20 protein-coding genes and 1 pseudogene are annotated in these 17,389 nt (G+C 37.5%); 10 read left to right on the plus strand and 11 right to left on the minus strand.

Annotated elements, in window-relative coordinates; genetic code table 11:
* Positions 1–60: 60 nt before the first annotated feature.
* Positions 61–1,422 carry a serine/threonine-protein kinase gene (locus IQ226_RS05645; protein ID WP_193893155.1) on the plus strand — a complete coding sequence of 454 codons (1,362 nt, stop codon included), beginning with the start codon at positions 61–63 and terminating at the stop codon, positions 1,420–1,422.
* Between the two features lie 367 nt (positions 1,423–1,789).
* Here the strand turns inward: IQ226_RS05645 and IQ226_RS05650 are convergent, their stop codons facing one another.
* The 4 genes from IQ226_RS05650 to IQ226_RS05665 form a co-directional block, all read right to left on the minus strand.
* Positions 1,790–1,957, minus strand: a complete 168-nt coding sequence (locus tag IQ226_RS05650; RefSeq protein ID WP_193893158.1) for a hypothetical protein — start codon at positions 1,955–1,957, stop codon at positions 1,790–1,792.
* Positions 1,954–2,121, minus strand: a complete 168-nt coding sequence (locus IQ226_RS05655) for a hypothetical protein (protein ID WP_193893160.1) — start codon at positions 2,119–2,121, stop codon at positions 1,954–1,956. Before IQ226_RS05655 ends, IQ226_RS05650 begins: the two co-directional genes overlap by 4 nt.
* Positions 2,118–2,285: a hypothetical protein gene (locus IQ226_RS05660; RefSeq protein ID WP_193893163.1), complete on the minus strand. Its 168-nt coding sequence runs from the start codon at positions 2,283–2,285 to the stop codon at positions 2,118–2,120. Before IQ226_RS05660 ends, IQ226_RS05655 begins: the two co-directional genes overlap by 4 nt.
* A 78-nt stretch (positions 2,286–2,363) precedes the next feature.
* Entirely contained in the window at positions 2,364–2,606 is a 243-nt protein-coding gene (locus tag IQ226_RS05665; RefSeq protein WP_193893165.1) for a hypothetical protein, read from the minus strand.
* Positions 2,607–2,825: 219 nt separating this feature from the next.
* On the opposite strand from IQ226_RS05665, the gene IQ226_RS05670 reads away from it, so the two are divergent.
* The 4 genes from IQ226_RS05670 to IQ226_RS05685 all read left to right on the plus strand — a co-directional run bounded on the left by IQ226_RS05670 (position 2,826) and on the right by IQ226_RS05685 (position 4,067).
* Complete coding sequence (locus tag IQ226_RS05670) at positions 2,826–2,990, plus strand: hypothetical protein (RefSeq protein WP_228039266.1); 165 nt, start codon at positions 2,826–2,828, stop codon at positions 2,988–2,990.
* Positions 2,981–3,394, plus strand: a complete 414-nt coding sequence (locus tag IQ226_RS05675) for a type II toxin-antitoxin system VapC family toxin (protein WP_096669788.1) — start codon at positions 2,981–2,983, stop codon at positions 3,392–3,394. Before IQ226_RS05670 ends, IQ226_RS05675 begins: the two co-directional genes overlap by 10 nt.
* Positions 3,395–3,510: 116 nt before the next feature.
* Positions 3,511–3,777 (plus strand): type II toxin-antitoxin system ParD family antitoxin, encoded by a 267-nt coding sequence (locus IQ226_RS05680; RefSeq protein ID WP_096669790.1) that lies wholly within the window; start codon positions 3,511–3,513, stop codon positions 3,775–3,777.
* Positions 3,774–4,067, plus strand: a complete 294-nt coding sequence (locus IQ226_RS05685) for a type II toxin-antitoxin system RelE/ParE family toxin (RefSeq protein ID WP_193893168.1) — start codon at positions 3,774–3,776, stop codon at positions 4,065–4,067. The genes IQ226_RS05680 and IQ226_RS05685 overlap by 4 nt, the downstream gene beginning before the upstream one ends.
* A gap of 163 nt (positions 4,068–4,230) precedes the next feature.
* Here IQ226_RS05685 and IQ226_RS05690 read toward each other — a convergent pair whose 3' ends face one another.
* The 5 genes and pseudogenes from IQ226_RS05690 to cobA all read right to left on the minus strand — a co-directional run bounded on the left by IQ226_RS05690 (position 4,231) and on the right by cobA (position 8,183).
* Positions 4,231–4,572 carry a hypothetical protein gene (locus IQ226_RS05690; protein WP_193893260.1) on the minus strand — a complete coding sequence of 114 codons (342 nt, stop codon included), beginning with the start codon at positions 4,570–4,572 and terminating at the stop codon, positions 4,231–4,233.
* Between the two features lie 136 nt (positions 4,573–4,708).
* Positions 4,709–5,179: a hypothetical protein gene (locus tag IQ226_RS05695; RefSeq protein WP_193893170.1), complete on the minus strand. Its 471-nt coding sequence runs from the start codon at positions 5,177–5,179 to the stop codon at positions 4,709–4,711.
* Positions 5,180–5,182: 3 nt separating this feature from the next.
* Positions 5,183–5,620 carry a hypothetical protein gene (locus IQ226_RS05700; RefSeq protein ID WP_193893172.1) on the minus strand — a complete coding sequence of 146 codons (438 nt, stop codon included), beginning with the start codon at positions 5,618–5,620 and terminating at the stop codon, positions 5,183–5,185.
* A 292-nt stretch (positions 5,621–5,912) separates the two neighbouring features.
* Entirely contained in the window at positions 5,913–6,512 is a 600-nt protein-coding gene (gene coaE / locus IQ226_RS05705; protein ID WP_193893174.1) for a dephospho-CoA kinase, read from the minus strand.
* 3 nt (positions 6,513–6,515) lie between these two features.
* A pseudogene (cobA, locus tag IQ226_RS05710) lies at positions 6,516–8,183 on the minus strand (uroporphyrinogen-III C-methyltransferase).
* Positions 8,184–8,403: 220 nt separating this feature from the next.
* On the opposite strand from cobA, the gene IQ226_RS05715 reads away from it, so the two are divergent.
* The gene (locus tag IQ226_RS05715; RefSeq protein ID WP_193893177.1) at positions 8,404–9,099 is read left to right on the plus strand and encodes a response regulator transcription factor; all 696 of its coding nucleotides are present in this window, start codon (positions 8,404–8,406) and stop codon (positions 9,097–9,099) included.
* A gap of 245 nt (positions 9,100–9,344) precedes the next feature.
* On the opposite strand, the gene IQ226_RS05720 is transcribed toward IQ226_RS05715, so the two are convergent.
* Positions 9,345–9,626 carry an Npun_R1517 family heterocyst differentiation transcriptional regulator gene (locus tag IQ226_RS05720; protein WP_168642908.1) on the minus strand — a complete coding sequence of 94 codons (282 nt, stop codon included), beginning with the start codon at positions 9,624–9,626 and terminating at the stop codon, positions 9,345–9,347.
* A 758-nt stretch (positions 9,627–10,384) separates the two neighbouring features.
* On the opposite strand from IQ226_RS05720, the gene IQ226_RS05725 reads away from it, so the two are divergent.
* The 4 genes from IQ226_RS05725 to IQ226_RS05740 all read left to right on the plus strand — a co-directional run bounded on the left by IQ226_RS05725 (position 10,385) and on the right by IQ226_RS05740 (position 15,812).
* The gene (locus IQ226_RS05725; RefSeq protein WP_193893180.1) at positions 10,385–10,741 is read left to right on the plus strand and encodes an NAD(P)H-quinone oxidoreductase subunit M; all 357 of its coding nucleotides are present in this window, start codon (positions 10,385–10,387) and stop codon (positions 10,739–10,741) included.
* Between the two features lie 208 nt (positions 10,742–10,949).
* Positions 10,950–13,130 carry a PP2C family serine/threonine-protein phosphatase gene (locus tag IQ226_RS05730; RefSeq protein WP_193893183.1) on the plus strand — a complete coding sequence of 727 codons (2,181 nt, stop codon included), beginning with the start codon at positions 10,950–10,952 and terminating at the stop codon, positions 13,128–13,130.
* A gap of 244 nt (positions 13,131–13,374) precedes the next feature.
* Positions 13,375–14,997 carry a CHAT domain-containing protein gene (locus tag IQ226_RS05735; RefSeq protein WP_193893247.1) on the plus strand — a complete coding sequence of 541 codons (1,623 nt, stop codon included), beginning with the start codon at positions 13,375–13,377 and terminating at the stop codon, positions 14,995–14,997.
* 185 nt (positions 14,998–15,182) lie between these two features.
* The gene (locus IQ226_RS05740) at positions 15,183–15,812 is read left to right on the plus strand and encodes a hypothetical protein (RefSeq protein WP_193893186.1); all 630 of its coding nucleotides are present in this window, start codon (positions 15,183–15,185) and stop codon (positions 15,810–15,812) included.
* Positions 15,813–15,884: 72 nt separating this feature from the next.
* Here IQ226_RS05740 and IQ226_RS05745 read toward each other — a convergent pair whose 3' ends face one another.
* On the minus strand, positions 15,885–17,234 hold the full coding sequence (locus IQ226_RS05745) for a PrsW family glutamic-type intramembrane protease (RefSeq protein ID WP_193893189.1): 1,350 nt from the start codon (positions 17,232–17,234) through the stop codon (positions 15,885–15,887).
* Positions 17,235–17,389 lie beyond the last annotated feature (155 nt).

A 17,389-nucleotide genomic window follows, 5' to 3' on the forward strand; every position in this document is an offset into this window, starting at 1 on the left:
ACGTATCCTAGAAGTCGGGGATCTAAATCCTGTACATCCTTAAATCCTGATTCAGACAATATGCAATCCTGGACACCTAACACCCCACTACAGAACGGGCAGTATATCATTAAAAGAGCGATCGGTGGCGGTGGCTTTGGTGAAACCTATTTAGCAGAAGATACAGAAGAAAACAGGTTGGTTGTGATTAAAACCCTGAACCGAGAACAACGAGAAAAACCAGACTTTGCGGAAATACAAAAGAAGTTTAGAAAAGAAGCCTTAGATTTATCAAAATGCTATCATCCCCATATTGTCCAAGTTTACGACAATTTTCCCGAAGATGGACTTTGGGCTATTGTCATGGAACACATTGACGGGGATGATTTAGCAGCTTATGCGGAAAACTACACGGCTGAAAATGGTTACTTGTCAGAAACAGAAGCTTTGCGCTACATTGACCAAATCGGACAAGCTTTAGAATGTGTTCATGAACGGAAACTTTTACACCGAGATGTGAAACCCAATAATATTTTGTTGCGACGGGAAAGCAAGGAAGCAGTATTAATTGATTTTGGGTTAGCGCGGGAATTTCAACCTGGTAAAATCAAAAGCATGACTGCGATGATAACCTTCGGTTATGCACCTATAGAACAATATGAACGGCGTGGAGATTTTGGTTATTATACAGATGTTTATGCTTTAGCTGCGACATTATATAGTTTATTAACGAATAGAGTTCCTATTCCTGCTAATTATCGCGCTGAGGAAGATGTCAAATTATCACCACCGCAAAAATTTAATCCGCAGATTAGCCACAAGGTAAATGCTGCTATTCTCAAAGGGATGGAATTAGAACCTGCAAACCGTCCCCAAACAGTGTGGGAGTTTCGGGAAATGTTGGATTTAATAAACCAAGAAGTACAATTAAAATCATCCTGTGGAATGGACTACAGAAAACTGCGTGATTTACTCAAAGCAGGGAAATGGAAGGAAGCAGATAAGGAAACAGCGCGGGTAATGTTAGCGGTTGCGAAACGGGAAAACAATCCTTTGAGTTGTGAAGATATTAATAATTTCTCCTGTGAAGACCTCTGTACAATTGACAATTTGTGGGTAAAATACAGTGATGGAAAGTTTGGTTTTTCTGCACAGAAAAAGATTTATCAATGTGTAGGTGGAACAAGAGAGTCAGACCAGAAAATCTGGGACGCTTTCGCGGATAAAGTAGGATGGAGGGAAGAAGGGAAATGGTTTGAGGAATACGAAAATATTACTTTTAGCAAGACAAAACCAAAAGGTAATCTCCCTCTGTTTATTTTTGGTCCAGGTAGTGTGCTTTTGTTTGGTGCTTGGTATGAGCTTTGGTTTGATAAAGAGGGAATCATTTCAACCTGTTCTTTATGGATATTCTTCTCTCGCGTCCAGACTTGTAAACTGTAGCATTTAAGGGTTACATAAAATTATTGAGTCTGAATCAGGATATCCAGGATTAAAGGATTTACAGGATGTTAGTTTGTATCTAAAGATCCCCGACTTCTGCGATAATTAATGTGATAAATGAGAAGATTGTTAAAAGTTGTCGGGTATCTGAAATTCTCAATTGTCAGAATCAGGATTTCCAGGATTAAAGGATTTACAGGATGGTAATTTTTAGATGGTTTGTTGGTGATGAAAGTTGTATTTGTCAGAATCAGGATAACCAAGATTAAAGGATTAACAGGATGGTAATTTATAGATGGTTTAAATTATTCAAAAATAATCATTCATTCAAAAACATCCTGAAAAATCACCAACTCCCCACCAAAAATCATTCAACAACATCCTGAAAATCCTCAAATCCTGGACATCCTGATTCAGACAAATAAAAATCACCAACTCCCCACCAAAAATCATTCAACAACATCCTGAAAATCCTCAAATCCTGTAAATCCTGATTCAGACAAATAAAAATCACCAACTCCCCACCAAAAATCATTCAACAACATCCTGTAAATCCTCAAATCCTGTAAATCCTGATTCAGACAAATAAAAATCACCAACTCCCCACCAAAAATCATTCAACAACATCCTGTAAATCCTCAAATCCTGTAAATCCTGATTCAGACAAATAAAAATCACCAACTCCCCACCAAAAATCATTCAACAACATCCTGTAAATCCTCAAATCCTGTAAATCCTGATTCAGACAAATAAAAATCACCAACTCCCCACCAAAAATCATTCAACAACATCCTGAAAATCCTCAAATCCTGGACATCCTGATTCAGACAAATAAAAATCACCAACTCCCCACCAAAAATCATTCAACAACATCCTGTAAATCCTCAAATCCTGGACATCCTGATTCAGACAAATAAAAATCACCAACTCCCCACCAAAAATCATTCAACAACATCCTGTAAATCCTCAAATCCTGGACATCCTGATTCAGACAAATAAAAATCACCAACTCCCCACCAAAAATCATTCAACAACATCCTGTAAATCGTCAAATCCTGGACATCCTGATTCAGACAAATAAAAATCACCAACTTCCAAAAAACAATCATCCAACAACATCCTGAAAATCCTGATTCTGACAAATAAAAATCACCAACTCCCCACCAAGAATCATTCAACAACATCCTGAAAATCCTCAAATCCTGAAAATCCTGATTCTGACAATATTATGTTAAAATAAAATCTGTGAAAAATCACATTATCAAAACTATGATCCTACAAACATGGCAACAATCTCATTCTCAAGAATTGCAAAAAATTACTGAGACATTGACAAAATACCAGAACAAGAACTAAATAACCTTTATCAATGGATAAAAGAATTTAGTGGTAAAATAAATAATATGAAACATTCAGAAACTTTGGAAACTTCAGAAAAACATCCTTCTAATTCCTATCCTTACCATGATTTAGATTATCTTGCTGGAACATGGACAAAAAAAGATGAAACTCAATTCTTACTTAATACGCAACAATTTAAGGAAATTGATCAAAAGTTATGGCAATAAAATCAATCTTACTAGATACTAATGCTTATACTGCTTTTAAACGTAATCAAAATGAAGCAGTTACAATAATTGCAAATGTAGATATTATTGCCATCAATTCTATCATCCTTGGAGAATTACTAGGAGGTTTTGCATTAGGAAATAAACCAGAAATTAATCGTTATGAATTAGATAAATTTATGCAATCTCCTAGAGTCAAAATATTTCCGGTAGATGAGAAAACATCAGAATATTATGCTCTCATTTATTCTCAATTGAGAAAAAAAGGAAACCCTATACCTACTAATGATATTTGGATTACATCTACAGCAATTCAACATGATTTAATTTTATTTACCTATGATAGTGATTTTGAAAATATAGAAAATTTAAAATTAGGTAGTTGTTTAGCAGATTTTATTTAGGAATCATAATTTATCATCATACTTTAAACCAACATCCTGAAAATCTTAAAATCCTGGACATCATGATTCAGACAATTACATTTATAATGAAAATTATCAGTTATAGGAAATAGACCATGAATATTACCCTAAAACCAGAACAAGAACAGTTTATTCAAAACCAGTTAGCTCAAGGGAGATTTCCTAATGCTGAAGCAGTCATTAATCAAGCTTTACAACTTTTACAAGAAAAACAACGAGAATATGAAGACTGGGTAGAAGATGTGAAAGTTAAAGTTAATGAAGCCGCAGCAGAATTAGAACGAGGGGAAGGAGTTCCTTTAGAAACAGTTGTTGAACAGATACAGGCAAAATTTCGTCATGCGCGTGAGGAGAAAAAATGAATCAATGTTTGATTTCACCTCTAGCAATTCGAGATTTAGATAGCATTTCTGAATATTTTTTAAACAGAAATATTGAAGCGGGAGAAATCCTCTTTCAAGATTTCACAAAAAAGTGTGAAAAATTACTGCTATTTCCTCAAATGGGACGCAGTTATGAATATATAAGACAAGAAATGCGTGGACTTCCTTTAAATGGTTACATCATTTTTTATCAAGTTGTTGATAATAATATTGAAATTCTTAGAGTCGTAAATGGTCGTCAAGATTTAGAAGCTTTATTTGCAGAATAGATAGTTTATGAACTGAAAATTTTGATCATTAATCAAATAATATCCAAAAAATTCCCCACATCACAAAAATCCTCACATCCAAAAAACCTCAACGCAAAGCAACATCCTGAAAATCCTAAAATCCTGGATATCCTGATTCTGACAATTAAATAAGCCTACTTATCTATCTGGACTCAATTAACCCCATACCAATTGAACCCGGTGGTAATTCATCTAAATAAATTCGTTTAATTCTCCCACTATTAATCAATTCTTGTTGATAAGCAGTCAATTCTCCTACATCTAAACTTGTAATTGCATCTTTATCCTGAGATACAAAATAACATCTTGGTATTTTGGCTATGAGGACAAATATTATTTTCTTATTTCCCTGCTTCTGGAATTTATTTGGGAAATAATTATCTTGATAAATAAAAACCTTATATATATGGGCGCAGACTTTCCCACTAATACCATAAGCATACCCGAAACTCAGAACACTGTCAAGCCCCCTAGCTGAAATCACCAGAACTCGTTAGATTATTGATAATATTCTCAATAATCATGAGAATTACTCCGCACTAAATTTGCGTCTAATTTAATGTTATCACAAAAACGTAAAACTGCTATCGTAGAAGAAAGTTCTGAAGCTATTTTTACAATCAACTTATGAGTAATTTGATTTTTTCTTCATCTTTTGAATATATTTCTTGTTTAATTATTTCTTTATCTTCCTCTAAGGATTCTGGATTTAACTGTAAGTCATTATAATATGAATTTTTGCCAGGAATATATGATTCTGGCAAGTTATGAGGCTGCACAACATAAATATTTTTAACATCCAGATGATCATCAATTTCCAATAAATATTGAAACCCATCAATTGGTGATAACACTAAATCGCGTAAACTAAGTTCACCCTCTAAATACTTTATTAATGATTTTCTCTTAACTCTAAAAACCGACCAGCGATTGAATTGATCATCTACATCACACCAATTATAAATATAAAAGTCTCCATATTCATTTTTAAATACTGACAGTAGTGAACCGTCGAAATAGCTTAGATCAACTATGTAGGTAAGATTTAGGGGGAATTGATTAAACTGACATCCTAATACGTTTTCCATCACACTTTACCTTGGATTGTATAAAACAGCAATGATTTCAAATTTATTACTCCAATTAGTATTTTCATATTCATGTAAATCAAAATGTCCTCTATTATTAATTTCTGTAACTACACCATCATTTTGGTCAATAGATACCTTAGCTAAATGTGTGCCAATAGATTTATGAATATTATCATTACGTTCTCTCATGGTCTCATAAAACATTTTAGCATTATTCTCAGAATCAAAGAAAGATAGTCCATAACCAGAGCATTTTACTTTATCGTTTCGCAGTGTTCGTTGTGGTGAAATTTTCTTCGATGGTAAAAAATTTTTCCAGTTATTTTCAGTATTTGGTTCAAATACAAACCTAAAAGCTGTCATATTTTTATTTGTACAGCTTGTTGGTGGGCAATCAGTGATATCTTTGATATCATCCAGATATTTATATCTTAAATCCAACTCGATAGTCTCCTAATATTTAATTTTCAATAAAAAAATATATAGCGGTATGCACTTGAGTGAGATACAATCAGCAAATCGTAAAACCTGTAGGGGTTTCCCCGCCCTCAATTGTATTGCGTCCGAATGATAACCGCTATATCACAAGCAAAGGGCGTATATTGTAAAGCCACAGCAATTGCACATTTTTTATCAGAACTGTTTTTTATAATCATCCCTAATGATATCACAAAAACGTAAAAATTATTGATATTCCATTAATCTATAAGCAAGAATATATCAATTATTTTATTTACAAAAGTGTCGAATCTTGCAACAAAACTTTATCTATTTGTCGTAAAAGTGATTCTAAATTGCCAGAATTATCTAAAACCACATCAGCACGAGCTATTTTTTCCGCAATAGGTAATTGACTATTAATTCTGGCTGCTGCTTGTTCTGGTGTTAAATTATTCCGTTCTATTAATCGCTGTTCTTGCTGTTGTGGTGAACAAGATACCACCCAAATTTGATTAACTAGATTTTCTAAATTAGCTTCAAATAATAAAGGAATCACTAAAATTAAAGTATTTGCAGATGATTTTTGAATAGCTTTATCAAAACAATTTCTTACATAAGGATGAATTACCCTTTCTACCCAATGACGTTCTTCCGGTTGATTAAAAATAATTTCTCCTAATTTAGCTCTATTTAAATTACCATCACTTAATATGATTTCTCTACCATATTTTTCGGCAATTTGTGACAAAATAGGAGAACCGACAGATACCGCGTCTCTCGCATAAATATCTGCATCTAAAATCGGCAAATTGTAAGTTGTCGCTAAATAATTAGCAACTGTACTTTTCCCTGTCGCAATTCCACCAGTTAAACCAATTAAATTCTTAGTCATTAGTTATTGGTTATGAGAAAATTTAATTATGGCATTTGTTAAACCTTCTAAAGTATATTCTTCTGCTTCAATATCTACTCTCCCAAATACAGTTTGACAGGTTTTTGATGTTTGTGGACCAATGGAAGCTATGCAAACTCTGGCTAAATTTTCAGGATTGTATGTAAATATATGCGCTGTTAATTGGGAGAAAAATAGGACGGTTTTAGAACTGGCAAAAGTAATAACATCTACAGTATTATTAACTAAGGCATATTCAGCCGCAGGAGGGATACTTTGAGGACAGCAAGATTCATAAGCGGGAACTTCAATTACTTCTGCACCTTTGGCTGTTAATTCCTTGACTAATACTTCTCTGCCACCACTTTCAACTCTAGGAAATAATATCTTTTTACCTATTAGTGATTCGGGAAAGTTTTCCACTAAGGAATCAGCCACAAAATTAGGAGGAATAAAGTTAGCTTGAATATTTTGTTTTTGTAAACTTTGGGCTGTTTTTTCCCCAACAACAGCAATTTTCACACCTGATAAAGCATTTTTATCTTGACCGGATTTTGCTAATCTCTCAAAAAAGTATTCTACACCATTACTAGAAGTGAGAATTAGCCAATTAAAAGTTGATAAATGCAAAATTGCCTGATCTAAAGCGTCCCAATTGCTAGGGGGTCCAATTTCTAAAGCTGGCATTTCTATCACATTAGCACCTGCGGAGGTTAAGCGATCGCTAAATTGATGCGATTGTCCCACAGAACGGGTAACTAAAATGGTTTTACCAGCAAGGGGAGAAAGATTATAATTCACGGTTGACATTCAATTTGTGTCTTAATAATTTTTGGTTTCGCGTCAAGAAGTATCTGTAGGTTGGGTTGAAGAATGAAACCCAACATTTCCTAGACTTAGTGGGGGTTCACTTTGTTCTATCCAACCTATAATTTTACAAATGGAAATTCCTTACAGGTAATCCCGTAATCGCACAACTTCACCAATAACTATAACTGCGGGAGAGAGAGATAAGCCAGCGGTTTGTTCGCGGATATTTCCCAGTTCTCCTGTCCAGATTTCTTGACTGGGTGTTCCAGCCCAACGGATAATAGCAATGGGTGTAGAATGAGGTTTTCTATATTTTATCAGTTGCTGGATTATTTCTGGTAAATTTTTTCCCCCCATCAAAATTACTAAGGTTTCTAAGCTTGCTAATGCTTCCCAGTTTAAAGTTTCTGGTTCATGGGCTGTACAAACTGCAAAACAACGACTAAGAACGTTATCGGTGAGGGGAATCTTTGCTAATAATGGTGCAGCTAAGGCAGAAGAAATTCCCGGAACGATTTCAAATTCACAACCTGCATTTTTTAAAGCGGCAATTTCTAAAATACAGCGCCCAAATATCAAAGGATCTCCCGATTTTAATCTGATAACTTGTTTTTTTTCTAAACAATATTTTACCAATAAAGCGTTGATTTCCGCTTGGGAAGTGCTGGGTTTACCTCCCCGTTTACCAACATCTATTTTTAGGCAATCAACAGGGACACAATCTAATAATTGACTATCAACTAAAGCATCGTACACCAATACCTGGGCAGATGCTAACAGCCGATAGGCTTTAACGGTTAAATATTCTACATCTCCAGGTCCTGCACCAACAAGATAAACTTTACCTATTTCTCTAATCATATTTATTGTTTACTTTTAATAATTTGCAATTGGGTTTTAATGCGATATATAATACCAATTTAGGATGAGAATAGAATAGGATTTTAAAAATTATTGACCGCAGATAAACGCAGATAAACGCAGATAAAGACGGATGAATTAATGGATTTCTCCTGTATTGGTAGTCAAGACTCACCAAATTTCGCTAGATTAGATCCAGGTACACTTATAGGAATTTTCAATGTCAGCACAATTGTTACTGGTAGATGACGAACCGGGATTGCGGGAAGCCGTCAAAGAATACTTACAAGAAAGCGGTTTTAGGGTTCAAACTGCCAGTAATGCCCGTGAAGGTTGGGACTGGATGCAAGCGAACACCGCTGATTTGGTCATTTCTGATATTATGATGCCCCAGGTGGATGGCTATCAGTTCCTCAAGCAAATGCGAGATGACCCCCGTTTCCAAGCCTTACCAGTGGTCTTTCTAACTGCTAAGGGGATGACAGGCGATCGCATTCAAGGCTATCATGCAGGTGTTGATGCGTACTTATCTAAACCATTCGATCCTGATGAATTAGTCGCCATAGTTGAAAACTTACTAGCGCGTCGCAGCGCCCAAACTCCCACTATCGGGGAAGACAGCGATACCCCAAATCTTGCCGATTTGGCTAATCAAATCGCTCAAATTAGAATACTATTAACTCACAGGAGTGCCATCTCCCAATCTCCGGCCCCGTTTAAAATAGATTTGACTCCTAGAGAGCAAAGTGTTTTAAATTTGGTAGCAGAAGGATTAATGAACAAGGAAATTGCCCGTCGCTTAGAAACAAGCGTCCGCAATGTCGAGAAGTATGTCAGCCGTTTATTTAGTAAAACTGGGACTAATAGTCGCACGGAGTTAGTTCGTTTTGCCCTAGAACATGGTCTAGCTAAGTGAACCAATCCCTGAGTGATTGGAGTTACTTGGTAAAAAAAAATGGTAAAATGCACCTGGATAACTTTGCTGCCGAATTTGACTACTAATTTTCCTAGCTTGCCAGTACAAAGACGCAAATATTGTAGACGTAGTTTTATGGTTACAAGCAAACTTATTGTTGGGAAAAATAGGTAGAGGCAGACTTTTAAAACTCAATCTTGAAAACCCTAAATTAGATCGGTTATGGCGAGGGATAACACTGAATACTATTGTATGGTATCAGCGAAATTGCGTAACCGCATCAGTTGACGACGCATTTGTGGAGAGGCTTTAAATTCCGAAATCTCCTGAGCTTTAACTGATGCTTGTAAGGTTTCTAAAAAATCGTCAGATCCTTCTGTTAAAGCTTCTAGTAATACTTGTAACAGTTGCTCTCGATCACTTAACAAACTCTTTTCCTCTATCAGACGGAATTTGAGGTGAATTTCACAATCATAAACACCTACTTCGGGATTATTTATTTGACGTGGTAATGCTTTGGAATTCATGGTTTTGAGGATTTATTTGCTTAGTGGTTATACGGATTAGGGACTAAATCTCCAGAAAAATTCCTTATACTTTCTTTATACTTTTGTGAATCCAAAGTCTTGACAGATTCAGAATTTCTCCTGATCCGTAAAACTGGCATTCTATTTTACTCCCCCTGTCTTTTTTCAGTTAGATTTTACTATTTTTTGATGTTTCTCTACTAGTTATGGCATATCTTAGCCATAAACTATTATTCGATTTTTGAGATGTTATGCCATGAAGTTTTTGTAAGGAGTTGATTAGCCCTTGATAAAGGTTTCTACATCAATTTGTTAAAAACGTCAAGAAATATTATTTTTTTTACTTTTATTGTCTGGTAATACTTAAGCATTTGTACCGAAGACGCTCCTTTGATAAATCCAATTCATAATTGTAGGAAAATTCGCTAAAGTTACTACAAGTTGAGTATATTTACATGAGAAAAAATCAAAATCAGTAAAAAAATCAGGAAATTTTTTGTGAATAATCACATCCCTGGGACAAAACTAACGGCCAAATTACAATTGAAGGCAGGTAAATGAGATACAAAGTGGAATTCAACCCCCAAACACCCGGATTTCTGCTTCCTTCTTCCTAAACTCCTAAACTCCTGAACTCCCGAACTCCAAACACCGAACTCCTAATGAGAGTGACTTTCTTATTCATTTCTGCTGTAAGCTCAAACATAGCAGTTAAAATGATTGCAGTGTAATTCAGCTAAATTCTTACACCCAAATTTATGGATAACCTGATGCTGCTTAAGTCCACAACCCGCCATGTTCGCATTTTTGCGGCTGAAATGGACAAAGATAACCTGATTCCGAGTAATCAAGTCTTGACACTAGATATTGATCCAGACAACGAGTTCAACTGGAATGAAGATGCTTTGCAAAAAGTTTATCGCCAGTTTGATCAACTGGTAGAAGCATCTAGTGGCGAGGATCTGACAGATTATAACCTACGCCGGATTGGTTCAGATTTGGAGCATTATCTGCGATCGCTCCTCCAAAAAGGTGAAATTAGCTATAATCTCTCCAGTCGGGTTACTAACTACAGTATGGGACTACCCCAAGTAGCAACCAGTAACAACCAATAGAATAGTACATACTTAGTCCTGGCGAAGCTAATTCGCCGGCTATGTCAAGTTTTAGTGACAAATTGAGAATTAGTTCTGCGATCGCTACATATTCCCATAACAATAAAAGTTATGATGAATCTGTGGATTGCTAAAAATATGCGCGGTAGTAACTATAGCTACCAAATACTGTTGAGAAAATGCTAATTGCAGAATCGGTGGGAAAACTATGGAAAATGATGCGGTAACGCTCTGCTGCCCAAATGAATATTGTCAATCTGCTAATCCCCTCACCCACAAATTTTGCCAGCAGTGTTCCACTCCCCTGCCAAAGCGTTATCTTTGGGCTGTGGGCAGTGATTTTAGCCATTGTCAACCTGGGTCTGTTTTAAGCGATGCGGGCGCTCGCTATTTAGTCATTGATAAATCCATACTTTTAGATATCAAACCTGGTTTATTGCCCGAAATACCTGAATTAGATGATTTAGGAAAAATTAGACCCTACCTCAAACTAATCACCTATCGTCTCCACACCCCACAAGTTTATGGAGTCCTCAATTTAAGTGATGGGCAGACCAAAACAGAAATACTACTATTAGAAAACCCACCATTAATAGTTGATGCAGGCATTACTCAAGTCAATCTATGTATAAGCTTGAACGATTCTTGGAGTCAAGCCTCATCAATGCGTCAAATTCATTGGCTATGGCAACTAGCTAATTTGTGGCAACCCCTAGCCCTTGAAGGAGTAGCATCTAGCCTCCTAGATAGTTCTATATTAAGAGTAGAAGGAGTAATAATTCGCTTATTAGAATTGCGATTTGATGGCAAAAACTCGCCGACATTAACCCAATTAGGAGAATTTTGGCAACAACTGCTCCCAACTACTAAACCAAATATTGCCCCATTTGTGCAACAAGTATGTGATTGGTTAATTAAAGGAGAAATTAACTCATCGAGTCAATTAATTAAAATTTTAGATCAGGGATTGAGCCAATTAGCAAAATCTCAAACAACCACAATTAAAATCTATACTAAAACAGACCCAGGACCGAGCCGACCCCGTAACGAAGATGCTTGTTACCCTGCCGGAGACACTTTAATCACTAAACCACCCCAGGAGAACACCCTAGCTATTGTTTGTGATGGTATTGGTGGACATGAAGGCGGTAACGTGGCTTCCAACCTCGCAATTGAAACTATTTATAAACAAATCAAAGAACTGACTTCATTTCCCGCCGACAACATAGATGCCTCCTTACTACTTTCGGACTTAGAACGGGCAGTAGCCACAGCTAATGACAAAATCAGCCAGCGTAATGATAACGAACATCGTCAAGGGCGACAACGGATGGGAACAACTATTGTCATGGCTTTACCTGTTGCCCATGAAATGTATATTGCCCATGTCGGTGATAGTCGTGCCTATTGGATTACTCGTCATGGTTGTCATCAAGTTACCTTAGATGATGATGTCGCCTCCCGTGAAGTCCGTTTAGGCTATGCTCTTTACAGGGAAGCTTTAAAACACAGTGGTTCTGGCTCATTGGTTCAGGCATTAGGAATGAGTAAAAGTACCTCGCTACACCCCACATCTCAACGCTTTATTGTTGATGAAGATGCTGTTTTTTTACTCACTTCCGATGGTCTGAGTGATTTTGATAGAGTGGAAGAATCTTGGGAAACTGAAATCTTACCTCTTCTCTCTGGAAAAACAAGTATAGAAGATGTTGCCCAAAGATTAATAGAAATTGCCAATACTAAAAATGGACATGATAATGCCACTATTGCCTTAGTACATTATCATGTTGAATACTCTGAACCAGAGACGATAATTACAGCGGATATTTCTCATCTTTTACCTGACACAGAATTATACTCAGCCGGTGATGATACAGCCAATGGGCAGAGTTTTATTAATAATCCGAAAACTCAAGTTAGTTCTGAAGGCAAGACTGCTAGACTCTCCCAATTACCACTACAGTTGTTTATTATTTTGGGATTAACGTTATTAGCTGGGTTATTAGGATATTGGTTTAAACTCCAAATTAAGTCACCAACAACAATAATTTCTTCTCCGTCTCCATTTTCTAGTCAAGCGCCACCTTCGACTAGACCAAGAACTTTAGAAAATCTCTCTCCTAATTGGGTGATTCAAGCGAAGAGTCCCATAATTTTAAATAAGCAACCTTTCCCCGCTGAAAGTTTTTTTCAAGTTCAAGTTATAGATAAAAAAGCTAATCCCAATCCTGTGGATAATCCAGATGTAAGTTTGCGCGTCTGTGAAAAATCCAATCCAGCACCAAAAACTCCTAAAATTAAAATAGTCAAACTTGAATTTTCCGAACTGCAAGCTTTAGCCAAGGATATCTCTATTCTACAATCAGATCAACCTAGCATTTGTGAATAGGTGACAGGTGACAGGTGACAGGTGACAGGTGACAGGTGACAGGTGACAGGTGACAGGTTACAGGTGACAGGTGACAGGTGACAGGTGACAGGTGACAGGTGACAGGTGACAGGTGACAGGTGACAGGTGACAGGTGACAGGTGACAGGTGACAGGTGACAGGTGACAGGTAGAAATTTTCCCAATGACCAATGACCAATAACCAATGACCAATGAGCAAATCCATGTTCAGCACGAATTTGGCAATGCCTTCGGCGAGTATAGCGATCGCCCGCCTAGCAAATACTAGCACAGATCACTTCGCTATTTGGGTAGTCAAAGCACCATATCCCAGTGGCTATGTTCTCCGTGATTGTGTTTTCTCCCCTGAACTTAATCAAGTTTGGCAAGAATGGCAACAAATGTTTGCTGGTCATAGTCCCCTGGATATTTCTTCCCATTCAATTTCTTCATCAGTTAATACCCTGGGATTAAGTGTAATTCCACCCGCTGAAGGTCAAAGGACAAGCCCCTATAGTAGTCGTCTGATGCAATCATTAGGCATCAATCTCTGGGGATGGATATTTGATGGGGCGATTCTGAATAGCTGGGAACGGAGTCGGGGTATGGCTATGGGTCAAAAGACTCAATTACGCTTTCGGTTAGAAATTCGTGATCCTGATCTGATTGCCCTCCCCTGGGAAATTATGCAGCGGGAAGTGGGACAATCCGCCATATCTCTGTCCCAAGATGTGTTATTTAGTCGTACCATTAGCGCAGTTGAACCATTGCCAGAATTGCGGACTGACCGGGCGGTAAATATTCTGCTGGTGTTAGGACATAATCATAAATTACAACTAGATCAGGAAGCGTCTTTACTGAAAAAGACATTGTTAGAAGAACATCCTGGGGGCAAAACTGCCGCTGGATACGCACCTTGTACAGTAAAAACCCTGATCCAACCGACAAAGGCAGAGTTAATTCAGGAGTTAGAAACTAAAGCTTATAATGTGTTTTTTTATGCTGGTCATGGATTACCAGATCCAGATGGAGGCTCATTATTTTTAGGAAATGAACTCAAAATTAATGGCATAGAATTAGCTCAGGTTTTAACGCGAACAGGTATAAAATTAGGAGTTTTTAACGCCTGTTGGGGAGCGCGACCAGCAGCAGTTAATCACCAAGCAATCCCGGCTAGTAGTTTGGCTGAGGTGTTAATTGGTCATGGTGTGCCGGCGGTATTGGGGATGCGTGATGAAATTGCTGATGTAGAAAGTCATAGTTTTATTCAAACTTTTGCTTCCAGTTTGCGATCGCGTAAATTAATTGATGAAGCAGTGGCAACCGCTAGACAAGAACTATTGACACTGTATAAATTTAATCAACCAGCTTGGACATTACCAGTTCTCTACCTCCATCCTGATTTTGATGGAGAACTGATTAAAGATGTCGATGAAGGAGTCACAGAACTACCAAATACGGCGATTTCTGACCTATTTACCCCCATGAATACAGCTTATTTGCGATCGCTCACACCAGGAGGCAAAATTTGGTTATTACGTTCTGGAGTTACCCGCATCGGTCGCACAAAAGAGAATGATATTATCATCCCCGAAATTTATATTTCCAGACACCACGCAGAAATTTTATGTCGGAAGACTCTCAAAGAAAATACATCCATGACCACTTATTACCTACAGGATTTGTCTACCTATGGGACAACCTGGTATTTAAGCCCTAATGGTTGGCAACAAATCCTCCGCGAAGAAGTACCTTTAACATCGGGAATGCAGTTAATGTTTGGGAGTTCTAAAGGTGAAATTTGGGAATTTATTCGGGAGGATTCCATCAGTAGGGGCGCAGGCCCTGCGCCCAAAAGTCAGGAGTAAAAACCAGTTGATAATTAACAATGAGATCCAGTATCTAAATTCAAACCCAGACAGCAACCCAGTTTTGTTCCTCCTTCCTTCTTCCTCCTGACTCCTGACTCCTTGACTCCTGCTGTATTTTGCGGAAATTCAATTGTTGAGTTTGTAGCTGTCAATAGCACCTATAAATTAATAGTGAGAAAAAAATGAAACCCCACACTAATGATTTAAATATTTTAAATATTGCCCCATCAAATGTAGATTTAGAATTTATAGAAGCACTGTTAGAACCTGAAGATACTGCTTATCCCTGGAATTTGGCTGATGAATCTTCAGAAGCTTATTTTCATAACCTAGAACTACAGTTTGGGTTGCAAGATTTTTTAGATGCAGAACTAAGTACAAGTGCCGATAATTTTTATCAAAATTTAGATACAATTTGGGATCAAGTTGCTGTTCTTAAAAATAACAGTAGTAAAAATATCGTTAATTATCTTCAGGAAGTTTTGCAGAACGCTTTTTCAGTTATTCCTGGTGGTTTACTCACTGCGATAGCTCAAAAAACTACTGAAGTTTCTATGCTTGAACAATCAGCTAGTGAGAAATTAGTGGCATGTGTAAAAGCTTTACTACCCAGTTGGGAAGTAGATGATCTGTTGGTTTTAGCTCGTCCTTTTGCTTACGCAATGCGAAGTAGTGAACCACATACATTGACATCACTAATTAGAGATTTTGAAGAGCGGGATTGGGCAAATTTATCAGAAATAGAACAAGCAAAAATTACCTTAGCGATCGCTGATTATGCCCTCCAACATCTCTCAAAATCTGATTCTTAACCCTAATTTTTACCTCTTGCCTGTTCCCTATTCCCTATTCCCTATTCCCTGTCACCTGTCACCTACTATATCCTATTTTGGATCAAGAAACCGGGTAGCAAAGTTTTCTGATCTTGTGGGTGACAATACCCGTGCTTTGAGAATTGCCGCCATCAAAAAGGCATAAGATAAAACACCAACTACGACCAAAAACAAAGCATTAATAGAACCCGTCGCATTCCATAAAGCGTGGAGTGCAGAAGCGCTCAAATAACCCACCGTGAGGATTTGCTTGCCTTTGAGGGGTTTTAACACAGCCAAACCAACAAAATAACCTAAATAGCCACTGTAAGCCATGTGTCCGGCCACAGAACCTAAAATCCGGGGAATAAGTAGCTGTAAACCGACTGATTGACCAGAATTTTGGGAAATTAAGGGTACATATTGACCAAGAGTTTCTAGTAAAGTAAACCCCACAGCGGAAGCTGTACCCAAGAGAATACCATCTAGCGGTTCCCAAACTCCAATCCGTTCTCGCCAGGGCGATCGCAAGGACTTACCAATCCAATATGCTCCTAATACTGGTAGTATTTTCAGTAGTTCCTCCATTAACCCTGCACCGAAAAACATCCGCACTAATAATTCGGTGAAGGTAATCCCATCTGGAGATGTCGCATCCAAAGTCCCAGGTAAGATATCTCGGAAAACTGTGATAAATAAATCTAAGAGAGGACTCAGTAAAATTAACATTGTACTCAGTGCCGCAGCCATGAGTACCCACCAAGGCTTGGATTTACCACACAATTGATAAACAAAATAGTAAGCGGCAAAAGCGATGTAAGATCCCACAATTACTTGATTGGCTTGGGGATGACCTACGGTAGCAAACATTAATACCACGAAAACTACTGTTAAAATTCCTGGAATCAGGTAGGCTTTGCGAGTGAGATCCTTACCAGTAGAGATAATAGGAAATAATTGTGTGAAGCTTACAGAATCTTGCTTTGATGGCAGATGTTGGTGATTGACAGATGATAACACTGTCGCTTTACTCACATTGATCATCGTTTTTTGAGCAACAACTTCGTACTCAAAAATAAATTGTGGTCCATCAGCACCCAGGGAAATGCGATCGCCTAAATGTAATTCTTGACATCCTTTCAATCGTTCTCCATTTAAAAAAGTGCCATTGGCACTATTTAAATCACAAATTACCCAGCTATAACCGCTATCGGTCGCTAAAGAAAGGGGACGAACTACCGCATGACGACGAGATACCATCCGGTATATTACGGCATCCAAGACAATTTGGCAGATGGGGTCACGTCCAATTACCATTTCTTTACCAGGAAGCAACAAGTAGCGAGATGCTGACTCGAAAACTTCAACCTTAGTGGACACCAACCGCAGAAATGCATTCTGTCTTGCGTTTTTGCCTGTCATCGAGTTAGTGAGTGTGTCTAAACAAATTCTCCGGCTTATGCCATTCGCTTAAAATTTTATAGTAGTAGACCTAATTTTAGCCATGTTCACGGCTGCACCACCACCAAATATACCATAGCTTCACTAGCTGTTATCCTTATTCAAAATACAAAATT

This window comes from Dolichospermum sp. LEGE 00240 (genome assembly GCF_015207875.1).
In the GTDB taxonomy this organism is placed as follows: Bacteria; Cyanobacteriota; Cyanobacteriia; order Cyanobacteriales; family Nostocaceae; genus Dolichospermum; species Dolichospermum gracile.

Bases quoted from the DNA above. Each gene is read 5' to 3' on its own strand.
- IQ226_RS05685 (WP_193893168.1), top strand. From the start codon at position 3,774: ATGAATCAATGTTTGATTTCACCTCTAGCAATTCGAGATTTAGATAGC.
- IQ226_RS05715 (WP_193893177.1), top strand. From the start codon at position 8,404: ATGTCAGCACAATTGTTACTGGTAGATGACGAACCGGGATTGCGGGAA.
- IQ226_RS05745 (WP_193893189.1), bottom strand. From the start codon at position 17,234: ATGACAGGCAAAAACGCAAGACAGAATGCATTTCTGCGGTTGGTGTCC.
- IQ226_RS05730 (WP_193893183.1), top strand. From the start codon at position 10,950: ATGGAAAATGATGCGGTAACGCTCTGCTGCCCAAATGAATATTGTCAA.
- coaE (WP_193893174.1), bottom strand. From the start codon at position 6,512: ATGACTAAGAATTTAATTGGTTTAACTGGTGGAATTGCGACAGGGAAA.
- IQ226_RS05720 (WP_168642908.1), bottom strand. From the start codon at position 9,626: ATGAATTCCAAAGCATTACCACGTCAAATAAATAATCCCGAAGTAGGT.
- IQ226_RS05740 (WP_193893186.1), top strand. From the start codon at position 15,183: ATGAAACCCCACACTAATGATTTAAATATTTTAAATATTGCCCCATCA.
- IQ226_RS05735 (WP_193893247.1), top strand. From the start codon at position 13,375: ATGCCTTCGGCGAGTATAGCGATCGCCCGCCTAGCAAATACTAGCACA.
- IQ226_RS05655 (WP_193893160.1), bottom strand. From the start codon at position 2,121: ATGATTTTTGGTGGGGAGTTGGTGATTTTTATTTGTCTGAATCAGGAT.
- IQ226_RS05670 (WP_228039266.1), top strand. From the start codon at position 2,826: ATGAAACATTCAGAAACTTTGGAAACTTCAGAAAAACATCCTTCTAAT.
- IQ226_RS05675 (WP_096669788.1), top strand. From the start codon at position 2,981: ATGGCAATAAAATCAATCTTACTAGATACTAATGCTTATACTGCTTTT.
- IQ226_RS05660 (WP_193893163.1), bottom strand. From the start codon at position 2,285: ATGATTTTTGGTGGGGAGTTGGTGATTTTTATTTGTCTGAATCAGGAT.
- IQ226_RS05650 (WP_193893158.1), bottom strand. From the start codon at position 1,957: ATGATTTTTGGTGGGGAGTTGGTGATTTTTATTTGTCTGAATCAGGAT.
- IQ226_RS05725 (WP_193893180.1), top strand. From the start codon at position 10,385: ATGGATAACCTGATGCTGCTTAAGTCCACAACCCGCCATGTTCGCATT.
- IQ226_RS05680 (WP_096669790.1), top strand. From the start codon at position 3,511: ATGAATATTACCCTAAAACCAGAACAAGAACAGTTTATTCAAAACCAG.
- IQ226_RS05665 (WP_193893165.1), bottom strand. From the start codon at position 2,606: ATGTTGTTGAATGATTCTTGGTGGGGAGTTGGTGATTTTTATTTGTCA.
- IQ226_RS05645 (WP_193893155.1), top strand. From the start codon at position 61: ATGCAATCCTGGACACCTAACACCCCACTACAGAACGGGCAGTATATC.